Genomic DNA, 19,700 nt, shown 5'->3' on the forward strand with positions numbered 1-19,700 from the left:
GAGACCTTGCCCCCATGTCCACTCAATCAGCGTCCTTCAAATCGCTCGAAGACCTTCGCGCCGCCTGCCTCGATCTTCCGGCCGGCAGCGACACCGCCGCCGCTGCCGTGGCAAGGAGACAGGACACGCTGACGAAGCCACCGGGCAGCCTTGGCAGGCTGGAAACGATCGCCGCCTGGCTCGGCCGCTGGCAGGGCCGCGATGTGCCCAAGCTCGACCATGTGAAGGTCTTCGTGTTTGCCGGCAATCACGGCGTTACCGCGCAGGGCGTCTCGGCCTATCCATCGGAAGTCACGGTACAGATGGTGGCGAATTTCGCCGGCGGGGGTGCTGCCATCAATCAGCTGGCCCGCATTGCCGGCGCGAAGCTGGACGTCATCCCGCTCGATCTCGACCATCCGACCGGCGATTTCACGCAGGTTCCAGCGATGGACGAACAGGCGTTCCTCGCTGCCGTCTCGGCCGGCTACGATGCCGTGACCAAGGAGCTCGACTTAGTCTGCTTCGGCGAGATGGGAATCGGCAACACCACGCCGGCGGCCGCGATCTCGACAGCTCTGTTCGGCGGAGGCGCGGAAAAATGGACCGGACGCGGAACCGGCGTCGACGACGCCGGCCTGAAGCGCAAGGTGGTCGCCATCGAGGCGGGCCTCAAGCGCCACGCCGATTCTCTGTCGGACCCGCTGAAGATTGCCGCGGCGCTCGGCGGACGCGAGTTGGCGGCCATCTTTGGCGCCACGCTCGCCGCGCGCAAGAACAACGTGCCGGTGCTGCTCGACGGTTTTGTGTGCACCGCCGCCGCCGCTCCGCTCGCAAGGCTGCACCCGACCGGGCTGGCCCACACCATCGCGGCGCATGTCTCGGCGGAAGCCGGTCACCGCCGCCTGCTCGAAGCGCTCGGCCTGCCGCCGCTGCTCGATCTCGGCATGCGGCTCGGCGAAGGCTCAGGCGCCTGCCTCGCCGTCAACATCGTTCGCTCGGCGCTGGAATGTCATGCGAAGATGGCGAGTTTTGCCGAGGCGGGTGTTTCTGAGAAGTAGACTGCAAACAAATGGCGGGTTGCCCTTCCGGGGCGGCCCGTCAGCGAAGCTAAAAAGCAATTACCAACAGCCCAGAGCAGCCGATCGACTTGGCCAGCGGGACTTCCCTCTAATCAAAGAGATTTGGTGGGTGTGCACAGGATCGAACTGTGGACCCGCTGATTAAGAGTCAGCTGCTCTACCAACTGAGCTACACACCCACACCGCCGGGAAAACCAGCGTCGGCGGCGCATATAGCCGCCGCTTTCGGGGATGTCTAGCCCTGCCGGATCATTTCCCGACAAATCGCCGAATTGCCGCAGGCGTCAGACAAACAACTTACCTTCCGCGACCTTGACGGCATGGCCTCCGATGCGTGCGGAGGCCAGTTTTCCGCCATCGACATTGAACTCGAGCCGGATGCGCGATGGCCGGCCCATTTCCAGGCCCTGCTCGATCCAGAACTGTGAAATACCGTCCGTCGGGGCGTCGAAATGCATGACGGCTCCGGCAAAGGCAGCGGCAGCCGAACCGGTCGCCGGGTCTTCGTAGGACGGGGTGCCGGGCACGATCATGCGCACATGAAACGCGCTGTCGTGATGCACCGTCTCACGGCAATAGATATAAGGGCTGGCGAAGGCCCATTCGCTTTTGCGCGGCGCCAATTCCGACCATGCCTGATTGTCGAGCCTGATCTTGGCGGCCTCCTCCAACCCGGCAACCGGAATCGTCACATAAGGCACGCCTGCCGACCAGAAGGCGACGCGGTGATTCTCGAAGCCGATCTCGTGCGGGCCAAGGCCGAGCGCGGCGCCGATCGCTTCGGGATCGGCCTTGAGCTCCAACGGTTCCGGCAGTTTCGCCAGGTCGAACTCGGCGAAGCTCGAGCCGTCATGCTTGCTCACCGCGCAACGAACCGCTCCGATATTCTCCTCCAGCACAAAAATGCCGGCGGCCTCGCCGGCGAGTTCAGCCAGCGCGATCGCCGAGCCGACCGTCGGATGGCCCGCGAAAGGCATTTCATAGTCAGGCGTGAAGATGCGAATCCGGTTACGATGCTTGGGATTTTCCGGAGGCAGCACAAACACTGTCTCGGACAGATTGAATTCGCGCGCGATCGCCTGCATGCCGGCAGTGTCGAGCCCATCGCTGTCGAGCACCACTGCAAGCGGATTTCCGGCCAGCCTTTCGGTGGTAAACACATCATAAAGCAAGTAATTGCGCGCCATGGAGAAAACCTTTCGCCCCGCCCCGAATTTCTGCCCCAATCCCAACATGAGGGAAATTTAATTTGAAATTCGAACCTCGAGGCCTGATCTGTGCACGGATAGGGACATCCATTTCCAGCATAGGGGTCCGGGGTGGACCAGGTTGTCAATCCGCCAAAGGCGGAATCCGATACTTCCATAGAGGCCGCACTCGGGCTCGACCGCAAGGGCGTAAGCCGCAAGCGTCGCCGCTTCTGGCTTTACGCTCTGCTGGCTATAGCGGTCGTCGCAGGCGGCATTGCCCTTTATCGGTGGTACGCCGCGGCGCCCCCCAGGATCGAATATACCACCGTGGCCGCCGCGCCCGCCGACCTCACGGTCGAGGTATCGGCCACCGGCACGCTGCAGCCGCTGACCCAAGTCGATATCTCCAGCGAGCTTTCCGGCATCATCCGCTCGGTCTCCGCGGTTGAAAACCAGCAGGTCAAGAAGGGCGACGTGCTGGCGACGCTCGATACCGCCAAGCTGGAAGTCCAGATCGAGCGCGCCACCGCCTCCGCCAAGGCGGCGGCAGCAAGCGTCGAAGACGCCAAGGTGACCTTGCAGGAGAACGAGAACGCGGTGGCGCGCGCAAGCGCGCTCACCAAGCGCGGCATGGCCACGGACCAGTCCCTCGAAGCGGCCATTGCGACGCGCGATCGCTCGAAGGCGGCGCTCGACAGCGCCGAAGCCAATCTCGCCATCGCCCAAGCCGATCTCAAGGCGCAGCAGACAGATCTGGCGAAAAGCACCATCTATGCCCCCATTGACGGCATCGTGCTCACCCGTTCGGTCGATCCCGGTCAGACGGTCGCGTCATCGCTGCAGGCGCCCGTGCTCTTCGTGATTGCCGCCGATCTCCGCAATATGGAATTGCGGGCCGCGGTTGACGAGGCCGATATCGGCCAGGTCAAGCCCGGCCAGCACGCCCGCTTCACCGTCGACGCTTTCCCGGATCGTCCCTTCGACGCCGAGATCCGCGACATCTCCTATGCCTCGGTCACCACCGATGGCGTCGTCACCTACAATGCGCGGCTCGAAGTCGACAATGGCGAGCTTCTGCTCAGGCCCGGCATGACGGCAACGGTGTCGGTCGTCACAAGGCAGGCCAAGGGCGTGCTCACCGTTCCCTCGACAGCCTTCCGCTATAGGCCGGCGCAACAGGCGGCCCGCGGCTGGAGCCTGAGCGACCTCTTCACCGGCCGCATGGGCCGCCCCAATCGGCAGCGCGAGCCGACCAAGGCGCCGACCGATGGCTCGCGCACGCTGTATGTGCTGGAGAACGGCCGGCCGCATCCAGTCAACGTCAAGATCGGCTCGACCGACGGCGAGCTGACCGAGATCACGTCCGGCCTCGACGATGGCGCTCAAGTCATCACCGGCGCGCAGCAGCGGAGTTGACGAAATGTCGGCTCCCCTGCTCATAACGTTCGACAAAGTCTGGAAAACCTATGGCGAGGGCGAGGCCCGCGTGCATGCGCTGGCCGGCGTCGATCTCGCCATCCGGCGCGGCGAATTCGTTGCGATCATGGGTCCCTCCGGCTCGGGCAAGTCGACGGCGATGAACATAATCGGCTGCCTCGACACGCCCACCGAGGGAACCTACCGCTTCATGGGCGTCGATGCGGGCAGGCTCGACCGCAACCGCCGCGCGCTTTTGCGCAACCTCTATCTCGGCTTCATCTTCCAGGGGTACAATCTCCTGCCGCGCACCACCGCGGCGGAAAATGTCGAGCTGCCGCTGATCTATCGCGGCGTCGCCGCGCGCGAGCGCCGCGATCTCGCCATGCAGGCGCTGGCCGAGGTGGGGCTTGTCGGGCGCGAGCACCACACCCCGGCCGAACTGTCGGGCGGCCAGCAGCAGCGCGTCGCGATCGCCCGCGCGATCGTCACCAGGCCGACGCTGCTTGTCGCCGACGAGCCGACCGGCAATCTCGACTCCGCGCGCACGCACGAGATCATGGAGTTGCTGGCCAGGCTGAACGCCGACCTCGGCCTCTCCATCGTCATGGTCACGCACGAGGCCGATGTCGCGGACTATGCCGGCCGCACCATCCGATTCCTCGACGGCCATGTCGCCTCCGATACCCTGAAAAGGGAGGAAGCGGCGTGATCTGGGAGACCGTCCGCCTTTCGCTGCGCTCGATCCGCCGCAATGTGCTGCGATCGTTCCTGACGCTGCTTGGCATCGTCATCGGCGTCGCCGCAGTTATCGCCATGCTCACCATCGGCTCCGGCACCACGGAGAAGGTCAAGGCCGACATTTCCAAGCTCGGCAGCAACCTGCTCGTCGTTCGTGCCGGCCGCCCGGCAGGGCCTGGCGGACCGGGTGGCCTCGACCAGACGGTGCGGCCGTTGGCCGAAAAGGATGTGACCGCGCTCGTCGCGCATCTGAGCGGCGCACGCGCGATTTCGCCTGCTTCGCAAAAACAGGTGCGCGTCATCTTCGGCACCGAAAGCCTCACCTCGGGCGTCACCGGCACCGACAGCGCCTATCTCGACGCCCGCGACTGGAAATTGGTGTCGGGACGGCCGTTCAGCGATTCTGAAACGCGCGCCGGCACCGGCGTCTGCCTGGTCGGCGAAACGGTGCGCCAGCAATTCTTCGGCGCCGGCGATCCGGATGGCGAGATCATCCGCGTCAACCGCACCTCCTGCAAGATCATCGGCCTGCTCGAGCCCAAGGGTTATACCGGCTTCGGCCAGGACCAGGACAATGTCGTGTTGATGCCGCTGCACGCCTATCAGCGTCGCGTCGCCGGCAACCGTGACATCGACAACATCTACATCGCCGCCGACGACCGCACGCCGACCAGCGAGCTGCAGCCGCGCGTCGAGGACATTTTGCGCGACACGCGCCGCATCACGCCAGACCGCGACCCCGATTTCGCCATCCGCGACATGACCCAGATCGCCGACGCCATGACCAGCGCCACAACCACCATGACCGGCATGCTGGGCGCTGTCGCCGGCGTCAGCCTCCTGGTCGGCGGCATCGGCATCATGAACATCATGCTGGTCTCCGTCACCGAGCGCACGCGCGAGATCGGCATCAGGCTGGCGATCGGCGCTCACGAAAAACACATCCTCATCCAATTTCTGGTCGAGGCGACGGTGCTGTCGCTGCTCGGCGGCATCATCGGCATCCTGATCGGGCTGTCGCTTGCCGGCATGGCCTCGATGGCGCTGACAATACCGTTCGCCCCAAGCCCCGCCGTCATCCTGCTCGCCGTGGGCTTCTCCGCGCTGATCGGCATGGTGTTCGGTTTCTTCCCGGCATTGCGGGGCGCCCGCCTCGATCCGATCGACGCGCTGCGGCACGAGTGAAACGCCCGACGGACGACCTCATTCGTTGGAAAAATGCCACTCGATCAGCGGCTTCATATGCCCCATCAGCCCGTCGGGCAGATCAGCGGCATGCCGGATGATGACCGGCCCTTCGATCTCCGGCTCGGCCTCGGCGGCGACGAAGGCGCTGATGCGCCGCGCCAGCTCGTCGGCCGTTTCGGCCACCCGGTAGCGGCGGAAGATCACCGTGCCGCTCGCCGTCGACAAGGCGTGATAGCGCTGTCCGCGTTCAGCCTGCGAGAGGTCGAGCCCTGTCTCCTCCCCCACCTCGCGGATCATGTTGAAATCGACATCGACCAACCCGTCGTGGAAGTCGACCGGCTCGAACGAACCGGCGGCGAAATAGACGCGGCCGGCATTGACCGTGTGAGCTCCCATGCGGATCGCCACCAGCGCATTATCGCCGGCGACCAGCACGGCATGCGCATAGGCGTGCTCGGCGCCGGAGTTCTCGCGTCGCTTGCGCCATAGCATGAATGTCGAATAGTTGACCGCATGGCAACGGCCGACGAGGCGCCCGTCCCGGTAGGCAAGTTCGGAAAGCAGGACCACAGTGCCGTCGAACAATGCGGGATTGGCTGCTGTTTCCTGCAGCCAGTTCTCGGCGACGGCTGCCGCATTGCTCAGCGCGAACGGATGCGGCCCGGGATCGAGGCGGACATCGACCGCATTGACCGGCAGGATGACGTTGCGGGGCAGATCGAAACTCAACGGGGTCACGCCATGTCCAATGTGATCGCCACGGGGCAATGGTCCGATGCTTTCGGCCGGTCCCAGCCGGCACGCGGGAAACGCTCGACCTCCTGTCCGGGCGGGAAGATTGTGCGCCAGGGCTGGCCGTGGCGGATGATGTCGGGCACGGCGGTCGCGTTCTTCGCCGCCAGGGCTTTCGACAGGAGGATGTAATCGAGCTGACAGAGATGCCGCTCCTCCGGGCCGCGTGTGTGATAGAAGCTCCAGCGGTCCATCTCCGGCCGCCGCTCGACGACATTCTCGCAGAAGCCGCCGGCTGTCAGCACGTTGATCGAGGACTGGGCTTCATCGACGACCTCGAACCGATAGCCGTCGAAGCTGTCGCCCTCGATCCTCACACGCTGCCGGTAATCGTTCATGTCGCCGCAGATCGCCCAGCGCTTGTCCGCGGCATGGTCCTTGCCGAAACGTTCCTCGATAATGCGGCGCACGGCCTGCGCCTCGGCCATGCGCAGCGGCATTGTCGCCTCCCGGCCGTCCAGCCCGTTGCGCGGCGAGCCCATCGACTTGAAATGCACGAGGTAGAGTGTCAGCGGCATGCCTCCGACAGTGAGGTCGACCTCCAGGCAGTCCCGGCGAAAGATGCGATCGCTGGAAACATGCCCGAGCGCAGCAAGCTCCGGCTTGAAGAGGCCGAACTGCTCGAACGTGACATAGACGTGGCTCGTCATGCGCACGAACTCGATCGGCTGGCCCTGCATGGTCTCGTTGCGCATCATCACCGCGACATCGATGCCGCGGGAGTCGTTGCCGGCCGTGGTGTATTTCTGACGGTAGCCCTGCCCGATCATCTTGAACAGATAGCCATATTCGAACGCCTTCAGCGCCTCGATATTGTCGACCTCCTGCATGCAGATGATGTCTGCGCGGGTGGCCGCGATGGCGAGCGCCGTCAACTGGCGGGTGTCGTCGGACTGGGCGATCGCGCGAGCCTGTTCGAGGATCCGGTACTCGGCCTCGCTCTGGATGTCGAACAGCGCCAGCGTGCGGTCTTCATTGAGCTGGTTGCGATAGCCCGAGAAATCGAACCTGCTCATCAGGTTCTCGACGTTGAAAGTGGCAAGGCGCAGCGACATGGTCGTGACCTTTGCGCGCAAGCGACGCCGAAAACAAGAGCCGGGCGCATGCTCGTCATGGTTGATGGAACCTTTCCGTTCATCTTCCGTTCAGACGAAAAGTTCCAACAATAAGCCCATTCCCGGGGTGCTCTGGGCGTGGGGCCTTTACTCCTTGGAGAGTGAAATGAAACCGCTCTTTTCTTCCTTGATATCCGGGCTTTTGGCCCTGGGGCTTGTTGCCGGCGTGACCGCGCCGTCGGTCGCCGGCCCGATCCTGCAACCCGATCTTGGCGTCGCGACGAATACCGTGGCCCCGACGATCATTCCCGTCCGCGACAGTTGGGCCGGTGGTAACAACAACGGCAACTTCCAAGATTGGCGTTGGCGTTATCGCGGCGGCGACTTCAAGTGGCGCGGCGATCGGCACTTCTCCCGCAACTGGGACGGCGGCAATTGGAATGGCGATGGCGACTGGCGCTGGCGGCGTCACCATCACCGGCACTTCCGTAGCGGCGACGCGGCGCTGCTTGGGTTGGGTCTCGGCCTGGGCCTGGGCAGCTTGGCCTACAACAATTACTACGATCCCTACTACTACGACCCCTATCCGCGCTACTACCAGCCGCGGCGCATTTACCGGACCGAGCGGCTTTCCAGGGCCCATGTCCAATGGTGCTACGACCGCTACCGGTCCTATCGGGCCTGGGACAACACGTTCCAGCCCAACTACGGCCCGCGCCGCCAGTGCATTTCGCCCTATATCTGAGCGGCCTGCTGGCACAGAAACGGCGCCCTTCGCGGCGCCGTTTTATTTTGCCGCAACCCTGTGCCGCGACCGTGATAACGCTAAATTTATCAGCGGCGCCTATTCATCCATACCGGTGCTCCACATGCCGATTCGCGGCGACAAATTCGCCAGAACGAACCCTGCAATGGCCGAGAACGAACTCAGAATCCAACGCCGCCAACGCGTCCTGAAGGGCGCGGCGATCTTGACCGGCATCAATAATTCCGAGGTGAGGTGCACGGTGCGCAACATGCATTCGAACGGCGCGGAGTTGAGAGTGCCCATCGACGCCCGCGTGCCGGACGAATTCCTTCTCTATGTGCCGGTCGATGGTATCGGCTACAGGGCCGCGGTGCGTTGGCGCCGCGAGGATCGCATCGGCGTCGAATTCACCGGCACCGAGCCCAAGCCGCACTGGCACTACGGCTGAAGCGGATCGACCCTTCTCAGGCGACGAATTGAACGCCAATCAGCGTTGTCGAGCGCCAGCGCACAAGCGCGGCACGCGCAGCGCCATTGACAACCACTTCGAAGCCCTGCGGCACGCCTGTCGTATCGCCGAAACTCATTTGCGCGCCGTGTTCGGACTCATCGCGCATCAGTCCTTCCACCACTCCGAAGCCCCCGTTGAACCGCAAGGTTGCGCCCCTGAGCACACGCCTGCGCCGCTCGATCCGACGTTCGCCGGCAAATGCAGCACCACTATCCGTCGTTTCCATCGCCAGTCTCCCACCACGTTCTGGACCATGCGAAGTCGAATCGTGTGCCAGCGTAGTCATACCGGAATGAAACAGCCGGACGAAAAAAGCCGGCGGATCGCTCCGCCGGCTTCTCCAAGCAATATGAGATTTCGAATTAATTCTTGGCCTTGTCGACCAGCTTGTTCTTGGCGATAACCCGCGCGACCGCAGGGCAAAGCCTGAGGACGCGCAAGGCGGAAGAAGGCGGATCGTCTTAGTTCTTGGCCTTGTCGACCAACTTGTTCTTGGCGATCCACGGCATCATCGCGCGGAGTTTTGCTCCAACCTCTTCGATCTGGTGGCCGTCATTCATGCGGCGGATGCCCTTGAAGCGAGCCAGGCCGGCCCGATATTCCTGCATCCACTCCGAGGTGAACTTGCCGGTCTGGATGTCCTTCAGGACGCGCTTCATCTCGGCTTTGGTGTCGGCGGTGATGATGCGCGGACCCGAGACATACTCGCCCCATTCGGCGGTGTTCGAGATCGAGTAGTTCATGTTGGCGATGCCGCCCTCATAGATCAGGTCGACGATCAGCTTCACTTCATGCAGGCACTCGAAATAAGCCATTTCCGGCGCGTAGCCGGCTTCCACCAGCGTCTCGAAGCCGGCGCGGATCAGCTCGACCAGACCGCCGCACAGCACCACCTGCTCGCCGAACAGGTCGGTCTCGCATTCCTCGCGGAAGTTGGTCTCGATGATGCCGGAGCGGCCGCCGCCGACGCCGCAGGCGTAGGAGAGCGCGAGGTCGAGCGCATTGCCCGAAGCGTCCTGGTTGACCGCGACCAGGCACGGCACGCCGCCCCCCTTCTGGTATTCGCCGCGCACCGTGTGGCCGGGGCCCTTCGGCGCAATCATGACGACGTCGACCGAAGCCTTCGGTTCGATCAGGCCGAAATGCACGTTGAGGCCGTGCGCGAAGGCGATCGCGGCGCCGTCGCGGATGTTCGGCGCGATTTCGTTCTTGTAGATGTCGGCCTGCAATTCATCGGGCGTCGCCATCATCATCAGGTCGGCCCATTTGGCGGCGTCCGCCACACTCATCACCTTGAGGCCGTCGGCCTCGACCTTCTTGGCAGTCGCCGAGCCGGCCTTGAGACCGATGGCGATCTCCTTGACGCCGGAATCCTTGAGATTGAGCGCATGCGCCCGGCCCTGGCTGCCATAGCCGATGATGGCGACCTTCTTGCCCTTGATGAGATTGAGATCGGCGTCACGATCGTAATAGACACGCATTTGCTGTTTCCTTCCCTTTTGAAGATCAGAGGGCCAGTGGCCCGGTTTTTGCTCCGAAGAGAGCAAGAAACTGTTGCGTCGCGCGGCGGGCATCGCCGCCGATCGTCGCCTCAGTCAATTCCACCCGGTCGCCGAGCAGGAGACGGATCTGCACGTCACGGCCGACCAGGCCGAAAAAGGTCCGGAACGCCGTCTCGGCGTCCTCGAATTCGAGCAGCCCGGCTTGGCGCCCTGCTTCAAGCACCGGCTTCAGTCGCTTGGCAAGCGCGAAGCGGCCATTCTGCAGCACGATGGCGCCGAGGTCATCCTTGCCGGAGCCGGCATGGCCGACCGCCACGCGGTTGAGTGCGATCGACGTATCGCTGGAGATCACCTTGAGCCAGTCAGAGGCGAAGCGTTCGAGGCTTGCCGTCAGCGACGCGAGGTCAAGACCCTTGCGATCGACCGGTGTCACACGCACCTTGGAGGCCTGCCACTGCACCGTAGCATTGAGCAGTCCGTCGCGGTCGCCGAACCATTTGTAGAGGGTTTCCTTGGAACAACTGGCCCGCCGCGCCACCGCAGTCATGGTGAGGTTGTCGCCCTCCTCGACCAGCAGGCGAAGCGCCGCGTCCAGAACGGCCTGCTGGCGCTCCGTCAGCGTTTCGCTTGTATCGATCTCGACGTCTAGCTGTAGCACGGTCTTTCCCGTTCCCACGATCGCCGAAAGGCGTACCGTACGTTACGGTTCGGCTTATTGCGCATTCCGGTTTCCGATGCAAGGGCTGCCGCGAAAAATAACCGGCGAAACAGCGAAGGCTCGCCAGCTAATCGCTGGCCGGCGGATCGCGCAGCCGTCCGAGCAGGCTGGCCAATGCCTTCAGTTCCTGGGCTGAAAGCCCGCCGTCCATTCGCTCGGCAATGGAAGCGCCATAGATCGCCCAGATGCGGCGGCGCATCTCCCGGCCGCTTGCCGTGATGCGAACGGTCTGCCCGCGGCCGTCGTCGGAGACGGGCAGCTTTTCGACCAGGCCATCCGCCTCCAGCCGGGCCAGCAGCCGTGAGACGCCGTACTGCGCCAACAGCACGCGATCGATCAGCTCGAATGGCCTGAGTCCACCCTCGCCCGCTTCGGCGAGTTCATGCAGCACGTCATACCAGGCGAGCGGCGGCAGGCCGTTTGCCTTCAGCGCGTCCTCGGTCCTCTCGACCAGCTGGCGCGAGACGCGCACGAGGCGAGCCCAGGCGGCGACGGCTTCGGGCGATGGGGATTTCTTCGTCATCGACGCAGCCTAGCGGATAGATGCAATTGCATCAAGCTTGACGATAAATGCAATTGCATCCATATAAATGCAATTGCATCAACAGGAGTTCTCCCATGAAACATGAAATCTGCAAGATCGCCGACATTCCCCAGACCGGCAGCCTGATCGCACCCTTCTTCGGTCGCGAGGTCCATGTCTGGCGCAGCGGCGAGCACATCCGCGCGGCGTCCAATGTCTGCCTGCATTTCGGCGGACCGCTGGACTGCAAGGACGGCGCGCTTGTCTGCTCCTGGCATGGAGCGAAGTTCGACATGGAAAGCGGCGAGCGCCTCGAAGGGCCGGCGCCGAGAGGCTCGCGCCTGATGTTCCTGTCGACCCGCGTCGAGGATGGCGCGCTCAACTATGTCTGGGGAGAGTGAGATGACCGCAAGACTGAGTCTCGTCAGCCATCATCTGTGCCCCTATGTCCAGCGCGCCGCGATTGCGCTCGCCGAGAAAGGCGTGGCGTTCGAGCGGGTCTATGTCGATCTTTCCAACAAGCCAGACTGGTTCAAAGCTGTCTCGCCGCTCGGCAAGGTCCCATTGCTCCGCGTTCGGCACGGCCGCTCGGAGGAGGTGATTTTCGAATCCGCCGTCATCCTCGAATTCCTCGAGGAAACCGAGGCCAATCCCTTGCACCCTGCCGCTTCGCTGGCGCGTGCCAGGCATCGCGCCTGGATCGAATTTGGCTCGGCCATCCTCAACGCCATCGGCCGTTTTTACTCCGCTGCCGACGAAGCCGCTTTCCTTCATGAAAGCAAAAGGGTTGTCCGAGATGTTCGCGCGTCTAGAGGCGGAACTGTCCGCAAGGCAAAGCACTCCGTGGTTCGCCGGCGAGCGCTTCTCGCTGGTCGATGCTGTTTACGGGCCGGTCTTCCGCTATTTCGACACCTTCGACCGCATTGGTGATTTCGGCATTCTCGACGGCAAGCCGCTCGTCCAGGCCTGGCGCAGGGCCTTGAGCAGACGGCAATCGGTCAAGGAGGCGGTCGGCGCTGACTATCCGCGGCGGCTGCATGCCTTCCTGCAGGCAAAGGGATCCTATCTGTCCGGAATCATCCCGCGGCAGGCCACTGAAACTCCGCAAGTCCGATCCGCCTGAACGGGTCGATCACCGTTCCGGCAACCATCGCGGCGAGGAATTGCGGCCCCGGCGGGACACGCGCCAGCGCCGCCACGAGGCGGTCGCGGAGAAAGGGCAAAGCCGCGGAGTCCGACTGGTAGAACGGCGTCAGCGACCGTGACAGCGCCTGGAACACGCGCACATGCCAACGGCGTGCGCTGGCATAGGTCTCGAGCGCATCATCGATCGTGTTCGCCCGCGCCAGCGCGTGGCTGAGCGCGGCCGCATCGAGCAGCGCCATGTTCGCGCCTTGCCCAAGCTGCGGGCTGGTCGAATGCGCGGCGTCGCCGATAACCGCAAGCCGCCGGCCTGCCGGCAGCCCCATCGTGTGATGGCCGTAATGGGCGAGCGACAGTTGCTCGAAGCTGTCGATTTGGCCGGTGAACGCCTCGCATTCAGGCCACACTGAAATCACCTTCGCCTTCCAGGCGTCGAGCCCCTCCGCCTTTACCCGTTCGGCATCGGCCGGCTTCAGGCTCCAGAAGAAAGCCGCCATGTCTTGCGCGCCGGGCTCCGGCCGGCCGATCGGCAGCACGCCGACCATGATGCTTGCCTTGTCATAGCGCTGCAGCAGCGCGCTTCTGTCAAAACCGTCCCGCCAGCCGAGCGACGCCCAGAATGCGCCATAGGCGAGCGGCCTCAGCGTGGAGGGATCGCCGAGATGGTGCCGCAGTTTCGAGCGCGCGCCGCTGGCATCGACGATGAGGTCGAACGGCCCGAGCCGCCTGCCCTTGGCGCAGACCAGCGTCGCCCGCCCAGCCGTCTCCAGTGTCTCGACCTCGACATTGGTCTCGATCGCGATCGCTTCGCCCATGGCAGCGCGATAGAGCACACCGAACAGCGCCGCCCGGTGGACCGCGAGGCCGAAGCGGCGGCCGGGCCGCGCGTCGTAGCGGACCTCGAGCACCGTGCGCCCGGTGTGGGCATCGGTGCCGTGCAGCCGCTCGATGCGGCTGCCGAGCGAAAGAATGTCGTCGAGCAGGTCAAGGTCGGCGAGCACCGTCAGCCCGGTCGGCTGCAGGATGAGGCCGGAACCGACAGGCTTCGGCTTATCGAAGCGCTCGAAGATGGTGACCTTGTGCCCCGCCCGCTTGAGATAGAGCGCCGCGGCCAATCCGGCCGGCCCGGCGCCGGCGATCGCGATGTCGTAGGATCTGCTCATTGTCCGCCCAAGCCAAGCCGGCGCGACAATCCCCCAACACAACAGTCAAATCAAGCTTGCGCCTTGACGCCTGTCAGGCTTGAGCCGAGTCGAAAACGGCACGTGCCTCGCGCACGGCGTCATGGTTGAGCTCGGCCCATTGGACCAGCATCTGCAGGGGCGCAAACATCGAGCGCCCGAGATCGGTCAGGCTGTATTCGACGCTCGGCGGCTTGGTTGGGAACACTTCGCGATGCACATAGCCGTCGCGCTGCAGGTCGTAGAGCGTTTGCGTCAGCATGCGCTGCGAAATGTCGGGAACCAGCCGGCGCAGTTCGCCGAAGCGATAGGGCTTTTCGGCCAGCGCCATGACCAGCAGCGAGCTCCATTTGCCGCTGATGCCCTGGATCACGTCGCGGACCGGACAATCGGCGAAATTGGCGCCGTTGGTCATCGCCTTATAGACCTCGAGCTTGGCTTTCAGATTGAAGATCTTGCTGTCCATCGCGACATCCGCTGGTCGAAACTGAAGCATGTCTCCCGACAGTGGGAACCGGTCGGATAATGACATGCGTAAAATCAAAACCCAAAGCGCACGGAGCGGATCTGAAAGATCGCGACACGCTTCAGGCCGGCCGGAGTGGTTCCCTTGCCGTGCCTACCTCCCGAAAAACTGCCTTCTTTACGGCTTGCGGTCAATTCCTATTTTAGTGCTGGTCTCTTTTTGAGACTAACACTTCATCCGTCTGCGACACAATTTCAGGGACTCTCCCATGACCGAAACCCTACTCGTCACCGGCGCATCCGGCCAGCTCGGCCGAGCCGTCATCAATCACTTGCTGGATGCGCAGAAAATTGCGCCCTCGAGCATCATCGCCGCCACCCGCAACCCCGAGAACCTTGACGATCTGGCGGCGCGCGGCGTCATCGTCAGGGCCGCCGACTTCAACGACAGCACCTCGCTGGAGAAGGCGTTCGAAGGCGCCGACCGGGTGCTGATCATCTCGACCGGCGACCTCGATCTGAAGACTGGCCGGCGCCTGAAGCAGCATGAGACGGCCGTGGCTGCAGCCAAGACCGAAGACGTTTCGCATCTGCTCTACACCTCGATGCCCAATCCCGAGCCGGGCTCGCCCGTGCTCTTTGCCGGCGACCATTACGGCACCGAGCAGGCGATCAAGGCGAGCGGCATCCCCTACACCATCTTCCGCAACGGCTGGTATCAGGAGAACCTGTTTATGTCGCTGCCACACGCCATTTCGTCGGGCAAGTGGTACACGTCGGCCGCCGACGGGCGCGTCGCCCATGGCGCGCGCGACGATATGGCGGCCGCTATCGCCGCCGGCCTCGCGTCCGGCTCCAAGGAAAGCCACATCTACACGCTGACTGGCCCGCAGGCCTACACCACGAATGAGATCGCGGCGCTGGTAAGCGAGGTGACCGGCAAGCCGCTGGAGGTCATCCAACTGCCCGACCAGGCGTTGACCGAGGGCGTCAAGGCGGCAGGCGTTCCCGAGGATTTCGCCCGCATCATCGTCTCTTTCGATGTGAACACCCGCGCAGGCCGCATAGGCGAGGTGACCGATGCCGTCGAAAAGCTCTCAGGCCGCAAGCCGCGGACGCTGAAGCAGTTCCTCGAAGCGAACAAATCTGCCCTGCTCGGCTGAAAACCGGCGCGCCTGAGAAGGCTTCTCAGGCGCGCATCACTTCGACTTCTTGAGCAATCCAAGCTGGACAAGGCTCTCAGCGGTCGTAACAATCGCGTCCTCGCGCGATCGCTGCGTCCAGCCAAGCAACCGCATGACCTTGGCGCTCGTCGCGTTCCTGGCCTTGCCCGGTCCCGTCACGATCTGGGCCGCCTGCCCGTCGAACAGCCCGACGATCCGGACCAGCTAATCCGGCAGCACTCTGGTCGTAATGCGCGATCCTGCGTTGCCTCAATTCGACTCCTGCTCCGGCTTGTGCGCGCAGTCTGTCAAATCGCGACCTGCGTGCCAATCTCCACCACGCGTCCGGTCGGGATTTGAAAATATTCGGTCGCGTCCGCCGCCGTCTTCGCCAGGCCGATGAACAGGCGGTCCTGCCAGATCGGCATCCCGGAATTGGGTGAAGCCTTCAGCGAGCGCCGCGACAGGAAGAAAGACGTCGTCATGATGTCGAACTTCCAGCCCTGCTTGCGGCAGATGGCCAGGGCGCGCGGAATGTTGGGCTGCTCCATATAGCCGAAGGTCAGCGTCACGCGCATGAACAGTTCGTTGACCGTCTCCAGCTTGACGCGCTCGCTGTCGGGCACCACCGGCTGCGGCGCCGTCACCACCGACAGGATGACGTTCTTCTCGTGCAGCACCTTGTAGTGTTTCAGGCTGTGCATCAGTGCCGTCGGCGCGCTCAGCGGGTCGCTGGTCAGGAACACGGCCGTGCCCGAGACGAGCTGTGGCTTCTTCTTCAGGAGGTTCGCCGCCAGGAAATCGAGCGGGATCTCGTTGCGGCGCGTCTTGTCAAACAGGTAGCGGCTGCCGCGCACCCAGGTCCACATGCCGAGGATGATGGCGAAGGCGACCGCGAGCGACGCCCAGCCGCCCTCGAACACCTTGACGATGTTGGAGGCGAAGAAGCCGATGTCGATGAAGGCAAACACCGCCGTCAGCGCGGCGGCCGGCCAGATGTTCCATCTCCAGATGCGGGTCATGACGATGAACAGCAGCGTCGTCGTCACCAGCATGTTGCCGGTTACCGAGATGCCGTAAGCCGAGGCGAGCTTGCTGGACTCGCCGAAGCCGACCACCAGCATCATCACCACCAGCGCGATCAGCATGTTGACGCGGGGCATATAAACCTGGCCCGACTGCTTTTCGGACGTATGGAGAATCTCGAGCCGCGGCAGCATGTTGAGCTGCACGGCCTGCCGGGTCAGCGAATAGGCGCCGGAGATGACAGCCTGGCTGGCAATGACCGTCGCCGCCGTTGCCAGCACGACCATCGGAACAAGCGCCCAGCCTTCGTTCATCTCGAAAAACGGATGGCCGACGGTGCCGCCCTTGGCAAGCACATACGCGCCCTGTCCGGCATAGTTCAAAAGCAGACAGGGGAACACGATGGCAAGCCATGCCAGCACGATCGGCTTGCGGCCGAAATGGCCGAGGTCGGCATAGAGCGCCTCGGCGCCGGTAACCGCCAGGAAGACGGCGCCGACGGTTACGAAGGAGACGTCGGGGGAATTGATGAAGAAGGCCACGATGTAATGCGGGCTTATCGCCCACAGGATTTCCGGATCGGCGATGATGTGCTTCAGCCCGGAAAGGCCGATGGCGAGAAACCAGATGGCCGTCACCGGGCCGAACACCAGGCCGACACCGCCGGTGCCGAAGCGCTGGACTGCGAACAGCACCGCAAGGATCAAAAGCGTCAGCGGCACGACATAGGGCTGGAAGGCCGGTGTGACGACATTCATGCCTTCGACCGCCGACAGCACGGAGATGGCGGGCGTGATGACCGCGTCGCCGAAGAACAGGGATGCGCCCACAATGCCGATGCCAAGCACGATCGCCGAACGCGTCGGGAAAGTTCCGCGCGCCAGCGCCATCAAGGACAGCACGCCGCCCTCGCCGCGGTTGTCGGCGCGCAGCACGAACATGATGTATTTGACGGTGACTGTTATGGTCAGCGACCAGATGATCAGCGAGAGCACGCCCAGAATGTCGGCGCGATTGGCGACGTCGCCGCCTGAGGAAGCATGTAACGCTTCGCGAAACGCGTAGATCGGGCTGGTGCCGATATCGCCATAGACAACGCCCAGCGCGCCCAGCATCAGCACCTTGGTGCTGTGCTGCTCGATTTCAGCATGGCTCGACTGGTCGGCTGGTTCTGCGTCTGCACCACCATTGGCAAGGGCCATGGACGACACTCCGATAAAACGCGCGGTGCTCTACGCTTGCTGCAGTGCAATATCAAGTGCCCCAGCGTTAGGGCTCCCATGCCGCCTGCGCAAGGCTTTGAGGGTACGAAACGCGTGCGCTTCTTCATCCAACGAAAACCGCGGCCATCAGATCGCGACCTGCGTCCCGATCTCCACGACGCGCCCCGTGGGAATCTGGAAATACTCAGTGGCATCCGCAGCCGAGCGCGCCAGGCTGATGAACAGCCGGTCCTGCCAGACCGGCATGCCGGAATTGGGTGAAGCCTTCAGCGAGCGCCGCGACAGGAAGAAGGAGGTCGTCATGATGTCGAACTTCCAGCCCTGCTTGCGGCAGATGGCCAGGGCGCGCGGAATGTTGGGCTGCTCCATATAGCCGAAGGTCAGCGTCACGCGCATGAACAGTTCGTTGACCGTCTCCAGCTTGACGCGCTCGCTGTCGGGCACCACCGGCTGCGGCGCCGTCACCACCGACAGGATGACGTTCTTCTCGTGCAGCACCTTGTAGTGTTTCAGGCTGTGCATCAGTGCCGTCGGCGCGCTCAGCGGGTCGCTGGTCAGGAACACGGCCGTGCCCGAGACGAGCTGTGGCTTCTTCTTCAGGAGGTTCGCCGCCAGGAAATCGAGCGGGATCTCGTTGCGGCGCGTCTTGTCGAACAGGTAGCGGCTGCCGCGTATCCAGCTCCACATGATAAGTCCCATGATCGAAGCGACCGTGATCGACACCCAGCCGCCCTCGACGATCTTGACGACATTGGCCGAGAAGAAGCCGAGATCGATGACGCCGAACAGCATCGCCAGCACCAAGGCCAGCGCCAGCTGCCATTTCCATAGCCAGCGCATGACGACGAACAAAAGCACCGTCGTCATCAGCATCTCGCCGGTCACCGAAATGCCGTAGGCGGAGGCAAGGGCGCTCGAGCTGCCGAAGCCGACGACCAGAAGCATCACGCCGAGCGCGACCAGCAGGTTGACCCTCGGCATATAGATCTGGCCGCTCTGCATCTCGGAGGTGTGCTGCACCTCGATGCGAGGCAGAAGATTGAGCTGCACCGCCTGGCGGGTCAGCGAGAAGGCACCGGAGATCACCGCCTGGCTGGCGATGACCGTGGCCGCGGTCGCGAGGCCCACCATCGGCATCAGCGCCCATTCGGGCAGCATCTGGAAGAACGGATTGGTGGGCTTGCCGCCATGCGAGAGCACGAAGGCGCCCTGCCCGAAATAATTCAGGAGCAGACAGGGGAAGACGATTGCAAACCAGGCCATCACGATCGGCTTGCGGCCGAAATGGCCGAGGTCGACGTAGAGCGCCTCGGCGCCGGTAACAGCCAGGAACACGGCGCCGACGGTGACGAAGGCGCCTGTCGGGGTGGTGGCCAGGTAGTAGATCGCGTAATAGGGATTGATCGCCAGGAAGACGGACGGGTCGTCGACGATATGGTAGAGGCCGGCCGCGCCGATCGCCACAAACCATGTCGCCGTCACGGGTCCGAACACCGCCGCCACCTTGCCGGTGCCGAAGCGCTGCACCGCGAAAAGCACCGCAAGGATCATCAGCGTGATCGGCACCACATAGGCATCGAGCGACGGCGTGACGACCTTCAAGCCCTCGACCGCCGAAAGCACCGAGATCGCCGGCGTGATGATCGAATCGCCGAAGAACAGCGCCGCGCCGCAGAGGCCGATCACCAGGATGAGACGTGAGCCCGGGGGGTAGGCGCTGCGCGCCAGCGACATCAGCGACAGCGTGCCGCCCTCGCCCTTGTTGTCGGCCCTGAGCACGAAGGCGACATATTTGATCGTGACGATGATGGTGAGCGCCCAGACGATCAGCGACAGCACGCCCAGCACATCGTGGCGGGCGACCGAGCTCGACGAGGCATGCAGCGCCTCGCGGAAGGCATAGATCGGGCTCGTGCCGATATCGCCATAGACGACGCCCAGCGCACCAAGCATGAGCACCTTGGTGCTGTGCCGCCGCTCGCTTTCGGCATGGCCCGGGCGTTCGACGGACTCCGTTTCGCTGGCGTTGGCTAGCACCATGAACCCCACTGTAC

The 19,700-nt window shown here is 63.6% G+C and carries 20 protein-coding genes, 1 tRNA gene and 1 pseudogene; 9 read left to right on the forward strand and 13 right to left on the reverse strand.

The features are described 5' to 3' along the window. Positions 1–14: 14 nt before the first annotated feature. Positions 15–1,040, forward strand: a complete 1,026-nt coding sequence (gene cobT, locus P9272_RS10320) for a nicotinate-nucleotide--dimethylbenzimidazole phosphoribosyltransferase (protein WP_278160472.1) — start codon at positions 15–17, stop codon at positions 1,038–1,040. Positions 1,041–1,164: 124 nt separating this feature from the next. On the opposite strand, the gene P9272_RS10325 is transcribed toward cobT, so the two are convergent. After that, positions 1,165–1,240: transfer RNA gene (locus tag P9272_RS10325), tRNA-Lys, on the reverse strand. 105 nt (positions 1,241–1,345) lie between these two features. Continuing rightward, entirely contained in the window at positions 1,346–2,248 is a 903-nt protein-coding gene (locus P9272_RS10330; RefSeq protein WP_278160473.1) for a PhzF family phenazine biosynthesis protein, read from the reverse strand. A gap of 132 nt (positions 2,249–2,380) precedes the next feature. Between P9272_RS10330 and P9272_RS10335 the strand changes: the two genes are divergently transcribed. From P9272_RS10335 to P9272_RS10345, 3 genes are read left to right on the forward strand one after another with little or no spacing between them, the layout of a single operon-like run. Further along, entirely contained in the window at positions 2,381–3,667 is a 1,287-nt protein-coding gene (locus tag P9272_RS10335; RefSeq protein ID WP_128258174.1) for an efflux RND transporter periplasmic adaptor subunit, read from the forward strand. A 4-nt stretch (positions 3,668–3,671) separates the two neighbouring features. Next, complete coding sequence (locus P9272_RS10340; RefSeq protein WP_278160474.1) at positions 3,672–4,379, forward strand: ABC transporter ATP-binding protein; 708 nt, start codon at positions 3,672–3,674, stop codon at positions 4,377–4,379. Beyond that, entirely contained in the window at positions 4,376–5,593 is a 1,218-nt protein-coding gene (locus P9272_RS10345) for an ABC transporter permease (protein WP_278160475.1), read from the forward strand. Before P9272_RS10340 ends, P9272_RS10345 begins: the two co-directional genes overlap by 4 nt. A gap of 18 nt (positions 5,594–5,611) precedes the next feature. On the opposite strand, the gene P9272_RS10350 is transcribed toward P9272_RS10345, so the two are convergent. After that, positions 5,612–6,325: a hypothetical protein gene (locus P9272_RS10350; RefSeq protein WP_128258268.1), complete on the reverse strand. Its 714-nt coding sequence runs from the start codon at positions 6,323–6,325 to the stop codon at positions 5,612–5,614. Between the two features lie 5 nt (positions 6,326–6,330). Then, entirely contained in the window at positions 6,331–7,443 is a 1,113-nt protein-coding gene (locus P9272_RS10355; protein ID WP_278160476.1) for an endonuclease/exonuclease/phosphatase family protein, read from the reverse strand. Between the two features lie 166 nt (positions 7,444–7,609). Here P9272_RS10355 and P9272_RS10360 point away from each other — a divergent pair, with 166 nt between their 5' ends. Both P9272_RS10360 and P9272_RS10365 read left to right on the forward strand, forming a co-directional pair. Next, on the forward strand, positions 7,610–8,188 hold the full coding sequence (locus P9272_RS10360) for a BA14K family protein (protein WP_278160477.1): 579 nt from the start codon (positions 7,610–7,612) through the stop codon (positions 8,186–8,188). Positions 8,189–8,354: 166 nt separating this feature from the next. Further along, the gene (locus P9272_RS10365; protein ID WP_278160478.1) at positions 8,355–8,639 is read left to right on the forward strand and encodes a PilZ domain-containing protein; all 285 of its coding nucleotides are present in this window, start codon (positions 8,355–8,357) and stop codon (positions 8,637–8,639) included. A 16-nt stretch (positions 8,640–8,655) separates the two neighbouring features. On the opposite strand, the gene P9272_RS10370 is transcribed toward P9272_RS10365, so the two are convergent. The 4 genes from P9272_RS10370 to P9272_RS10385 form a co-directional block, all read right to left on the reverse strand. After that, entirely contained in the window at positions 8,656–8,928 is a 273-nt protein-coding gene (locus P9272_RS10370; protein WP_278160479.1) for a hypothetical protein, read from the reverse strand. Between the two features lie 235 nt (positions 8,929–9,163). Then, a complete protein-coding gene (ilvC, locus tag P9272_RS10375) occupies positions 9,164–10,183 on the reverse strand; it encodes a ketol-acid reductoisomerase (protein WP_128258181.1) in 1,020 nt (339 codons plus the stop codon). Positions 10,184–10,208: 25 nt separating this feature from the next. After that, entirely contained in the window at positions 10,209–10,862 is a 654-nt protein-coding gene (locus tag P9272_RS10380; protein WP_128258182.1) for a TetR/AcrR family transcriptional regulator, read from the reverse strand. A gap of 127 nt (positions 10,863–10,989) precedes the next feature. Then, complete coding sequence (locus tag P9272_RS10385; RefSeq protein ID WP_128258183.1) at positions 10,990–11,445, reverse strand: MarR family winged helix-turn-helix transcriptional regulator; 456 nt, start codon at positions 11,443–11,445, stop codon at positions 10,990–10,992. 95 nt (positions 11,446–11,540) lie between these two features. On the opposite strand from P9272_RS10385, the gene P9272_RS10390 reads away from it, so the two are divergent. Beyond that, on the forward strand, positions 11,541–11,846 hold the full coding sequence (locus P9272_RS10390) for a Rieske (2Fe-2S) protein (protein ID WP_278160480.1): 306 nt from the start codon (positions 11,541–11,543) through the stop codon (positions 11,844–11,846). 1 nt (position 11,847) lies between these two features. Beyond that, a pseudogene (locus P9272_RS10395) lies at positions 11,848–12,568 on the forward strand (glutathione S-transferase family protein). Here P9272_RS10395 and P9272_RS10400 read toward each other — a convergent pair. After that, positions 12,522–13,751 carry an NAD(P)/FAD-dependent oxidoreductase gene (locus P9272_RS10400; RefSeq protein WP_278160481.1) on the reverse strand — a complete coding sequence of 410 codons (1,230 nt, stop codon included), beginning with the start codon at positions 13,749–13,751 and terminating at the stop codon, positions 12,522–12,524. The pseudogene P9272_RS10395 and the gene P9272_RS10400 sit on opposite strands and share 47 nt — an antisense overlap. A gap of 73 nt (positions 13,752–13,824) precedes the next feature. Next, positions 13,825–14,235 (reverse strand): helix-turn-helix domain-containing protein, encoded by a 411-nt coding sequence (locus P9272_RS10405; RefSeq protein WP_128258187.1) that lies wholly within the window; start codon positions 14,233–14,235, stop codon positions 13,825–13,827. 268 nt (positions 14,236–14,503) lie between these two features. On the opposite strand from P9272_RS10405, the gene P9272_RS10410 reads away from it, so the two are divergent. After that, entirely contained in the window at positions 14,504–15,397 is an 894-nt protein-coding gene (locus tag P9272_RS10410) for an SDR family oxidoreductase (RefSeq protein WP_278160482.1), read from the forward strand. A gap of 36 nt (positions 15,398–15,433) precedes the next feature. Here P9272_RS10410 and P9272_RS10415 read toward each other — a convergent pair whose 3' ends face one another. From P9272_RS10415 to P9272_RS10425, 3 genes are all read right to left on the reverse strand, one after another. Then, positions 15,434–15,577 (reverse strand): hypothetical protein, encoded by a 144-nt coding sequence (locus P9272_RS10415; protein ID WP_278160483.1) that lies wholly within the window; start codon positions 15,575–15,577, stop codon positions 15,434–15,436. A gap of 128 nt (positions 15,578–15,705) precedes the next feature. Beyond that, positions 15,706–17,625: a potassium transporter Kup gene (locus P9272_RS10420; protein WP_128258189.1), complete on the reverse strand. Its 1,920-nt coding sequence runs from the start codon at positions 17,623–17,625 to the stop codon at positions 15,706–15,708. 147 nt (positions 17,626–17,772) lie between these two features. Next, positions 17,773–19,686, reverse strand: a complete 1,914-nt coding sequence (locus tag P9272_RS10425; RefSeq protein WP_278160484.1) for a potassium transporter Kup — start codon at positions 19,684–19,686, stop codon at positions 17,773–17,775. Positions 19,687–19,700 lie beyond the last annotated feature (14 nt).

This window comes from Mesorhizobium sp. WSM4976, from assembly GCF_029625685.1.
Lineage (GTDB): Bacteria > Pseudomonadota > Alphaproteobacteria > Rhizobiales > Rhizobiaceae > Mesorhizobium.